General features: G+C 66.0%; 3 protein-coding genes and 1 pseudogene. All 4 read left to right on the forward strand.

What is annotated here, in order from left to right; genetic code table 11:
* Window positions 1-895 (forward strand): annotated as a pseudogene (locus tag A6302_RS24970) (integrase core domain-containing protein); the annotation flags it as partial.
* Between the two features lie 489 nt (window positions 896-1,384).
* Window positions 1,385-1,615 carry a DUF3489 domain-containing protein gene (locus tag A6302_RS24975; protein WP_069308435.1) on the forward strand — a complete coding sequence of 77 codons (231 nt, stop codon included), beginning with the start codon at window positions 1,385-1,387 and terminating at the stop codon, window positions 1,613-1,615.
* Window positions 1,616-1,685: 70 nt separating this feature from the next.
* Window positions 1,686-2,123: a DUF2924 domain-containing protein gene (locus A6302_RS19615; RefSeq protein WP_245294166.1), complete on the forward strand. Its 438-nt coding sequence runs from the start codon at window positions 1,686-1,688 to the stop codon at window positions 2,121-2,123.
* On the forward strand, window positions 2,116-3,618 hold the full coding sequence (locus A6302_RS19620) for a recombinase family protein (RefSeq protein WP_069308437.1): 1,503 nt from the start codon (window positions 2,116-2,118) through the stop codon (window positions 3,616-3,618). Before A6302_RS19615 ends, A6302_RS19620 begins: the two co-directional genes overlap by 8 nt.
* Window positions 3,619-3,692 lie beyond the last annotated feature (74 nt).

Below are 3,692 nucleotides of genomic sequence, written 5' to 3' on the forward strand. Positions count from 1 at the left end.
GGGAAAAACTGATCACGCCTGCAGCCCACCTCGATGCCGCGCCGCGGATAATCGCCGATCCCGGACTGTCTGAGCGACCGGCCTGCAGGCTTCTCGGCGTGGATTGATCGAGCTTCCAGTACAAGCGGAGCGGCAGCGATGATTCCGCCATCCGGACTCGGCTGCGCGAATTGGCCAATGAACGACTACGTTTCGGCTATTCTTCTGCGGCGAGAGGGTCGGACAATCAACGTGAAGCGCGTCTATCGGCATTACAGGGAAGAACCGCTGATGGCGCGCAGGCGCGGTGGGCGAAAACGGGCCCTCGGCACACAAGCGCTGGCGACGATCCCGCAAGGGCCGAACCAGCCCTCGTCGCTCGACTTAATCGCCGATGCACTCGACGATGGCCGCCGCTTCCGCGTGCTGAACGTGGTCGACGACTTCTCGCGGGAGTGCCTCGCCCGCTTCGTCGACATGTCGCTGTCGGACATACCGGTTGTGCGCGAACTGGAGGCAGTGATGGCTGGGCGAGGAAGGCCCCTTATGAGCGTCAGCGATTGACGTGGATCAGGAAACGGTCCAGTGAATCGTTGCCCCAAGGAGGGGCACGGAGCTCGTTAGCCATGCCGTCCTGCGCCTCAGCGAGGAAAGGCGGATCGAATGGCACTACATCGCACCCGGCGCGCCGATACAAAATGCCTTCGTCGAGAGCTTCAACGGTCGGCTCCGTGACAAATGCCTCAACGAGCACCTCTTCTTCTCGCTTGCTGAGGCCAGACGGATCATCGAGAACCGGCGGGTCGACTACAACACCCTCCGCCACCATTCGAGCCTCGGCGGCCTCGCGCCGTCGGTGTTCGCAAGCCGGGCCGATCCCCCCGCACCAAACTTACGTCCGGCAGGAAGATGGTGACACGTCAAAGGAGTAAGACTATCAGCACAGACCAAGCACCTCGGCAACATGATGCTGGCATTGTTTCAAAGATGCCGACACTAGAAAACAGGACACGTGGGGCCAAAAGCGAAGTCTAAAATTTTTGTTCAGCCGAAGAGTAGGCTCTTCGGTTAACTGCACTGGACTTGCCGCGCAATGTGAGCATTGGTGTACGTAACGGCGCGGGACGGCGCTGATCTTCCAAGGGACCCCTGCCGGCCTTGCGCCATGGCGGGGTTGTGCTGGTGACGGGCGAGGCGCCCGCCGCATGCAAGGAAGATCATCATGCCGACCAAAGCGAAGAGCCCGCAGTCCCGCCGTACGTCCAAGACAGCCCGATCAAGCGCTGGTGCCCCGAAGACTTCCTCACGGCAGCAGATGAACCAGACCGCAGCAGCGAGTGCGTCGCCGGATATCCCCGCAGCTCCGGCCACCGAAGCGTCTGCCACGCCCCTCCCCCAGCCGCCGATGACCCGCTCTCGCCCGAGGGCCGGCAGCAAGCTCGGTCTCGTCCTCGGACTGCTGGAGACGCCGGAAGGCGCGACCCTTGCCGAACTCGTCGAGGCCACCGGCTGGCTGCCGCACACCACGCGGGCTGCGCTCACCGGCCTGCGCAAGCGCGGCTTCGCGGTAGTCGGCGAGAAGGCGGAGGCAAGCGCAGGCGCTTCGATCTACCGCATCCGGTCGGGCGAGGCCTGAGGTGGCGTCCCGTGCTGCAAAGCGCCCGGCGGCGACGGCTGCCGGAACCTCTCTCGCCGACGAGCTTGCCGTGGTTGCGGCGGCGCCCCTCGATCAGCTGCGATCGCGCTTCCGGGCGCTCTACCGGGTGCCGGCACCGGAGAGTCTCTCGCGGGACCTGATTGCACGGCTCGTCGCGCATCGCCTGCAGGAGCAGCGCCTCGGCAAGCTCGATCCCAACCTTGCCGGGCAGATCGACCGGCTCGACCGACACGGGGGCGGGCAGACGCCGCGCCGCCGTCTCAAACCAGGCACCGTGCTGGTCCGCGAGCATGGCGGCGTGCTGCACGAGGTCATGGTCGTGCCCGGCGGCTTTGCGTGGAATGGCGAGACCCATGCCAGCCTCTCGGTCATCGCCAGGCGCATCACCGGGACGAGTTGGAACGGACCCCGCTTCTTTGGGCTCAGACCGGCGCAGAAGGCACCGGTGCCAGATGTGGCCGGCGCACAGGAGGCCTCCGATGCGTGAGGCGCCCCTTAAATCCCAGCGCTGCGCGATCTACACCCGCAAATCGACCGAGCATAATCTCGACCTTGCCTTCAACTCGCTCGATGCCCAGCGCGAGGCCTGCGAAGCCTATATCCGCAGCCAGGCCCATGAAGGCTGGCGGCTGGTGCCGGAACCCTATGACGACGGCGGCCTGTCCGGTGCCTCGCTGCAGCATCCCGCACTTCAGGCGCTTCTGGACGCCGTGCGGCAAGGCGGCATCGACATCATCGTCGTCTACAAGGTCGATCGCCTGACCCGGTCGCTCGCCGACTTCGCCAAGCTGGTCGAGCTGTTCGACGCCCATGGCGTGTCCTTCGTCTCCATCACGCAGAGCTTCAACACCACGAGCAGCATGGGTCGGCTCACCCTCAACGTGCTGCTGTCCTTCGCCCAGTTCGAGCGCGAGGTGATCGGCGAGCGGGTCCGCGACAAGATCGCCGCCTCAAAGCGGCGCGGCCTGTGGGTCGGCGGCCCGGTGCCGCTCGGCTACCGCAGCCAGAACAAGCAACTGGTCGTGGACGATAGCGAGGCCGCGCTCGTGCGCCGCATCTTCCGGCTCTATCTCGATCTCGGATCGGTCGGCGCGGTGGTGGAACGGCTGGACGCCGAGGGTGCACGCACCCGCAAGGGCCACCGCTTCAGCGTCGGGCCGGTCGCCCACCTGCTGAAGAGCCGCATCTATCTTGGCCAGATCGTCTGGCAGGGCGAGATCTACGGCGCCGCGCACACGCCGCTGATCGATGCGGAGACCTTCGCCGCGGTGGAGGCCGGGCTCGGTGCCGATGTTGTCCGGCGACGCGGCAGGGCAAGCAGCCGCGCGTTCCTCCTCGCCGGTCTGCTCCATGACAATGCCGGCCATCGCATGAGCCCCAGCCACGCCAGCAAGGCGGGCGTTCGCTACCGCTACTATGTCTCGCAGGCGCTGCTTCAGCATCGCAAGGCCGAGGCCGGCAGCATCAAACGGGTGTCCGCACCGGATGTCGAGGCTGCGGTCGTCAAGGCGGTTGGCCTCGACGGCGCCGAGCTGCGCGACCGCGTCGTGCGCATCACCCTGCACAAGGATCGGCTCGTGATCGAGATGAAGGACAGGGAGGATGAAGCAGCTCACGAACCGATCGTCGCTCCCTTCACCTGGCAGCCGCAGGGGCGCCGCAAGGGCATCATCCACGAGCCGTCATCCCAACAAGCGGCTATTGATCCGGACACATCCCGGACGATCCTCGCCGCGATCGGACGGGCGCGGCGCTGGATGGCGGACCTGATCCACGGCACCGCCTCCACGCAAGAGATCGCAGATCGCGAGGGCATGGGCGAGCGCAATGTGCGCAAGCTGCTGCCGCTCGCCTGCCTCTCGCCCGATCTCGTTCGCGCCATCGTCGATTGCACAGCCCCGGCCGGCCTGACCATCAGCAGCCTGACCGCCGCCCTGCCCCACGACTGGGCCGCCCAGGAACAGCGATTCCTGAAGATCTGAGAGTGCGATGTCGCGACCGGGTGCATGTGGAGCCGACGGCGACGCATCAGCCGTCGATTCGCGACGCTCGCAAA

Origin of the sequence: Methylobrevis pamukkalensis (assembly GCF_001720135.1) — a bacterium.
In the GTDB taxonomy this organism is placed as follows: Bacteria; Pseudomonadota; Alphaproteobacteria; order Rhizobiales; family Pleomorphomonadaceae; genus Methylobrevis; species Methylobrevis pamukkalensis.

Bases quoted from the DNA above. Each gene is read 5' to 3' on its own strand.
- A6302_RS24975 (WP_069308435.1), top strand. From the start codon at position 1,385: ATGACCCGCTCTCGCCCGAGGGCCGGCAGCAAGCTCGGTCTCGTCCTC.
- A6302_RS19620 (WP_069308437.1), top strand. From the start codon at position 2,116: ATGCGTGAGGCGCCCCTTAAATCCCAGCGCTGCGCGATCTACACCCGC.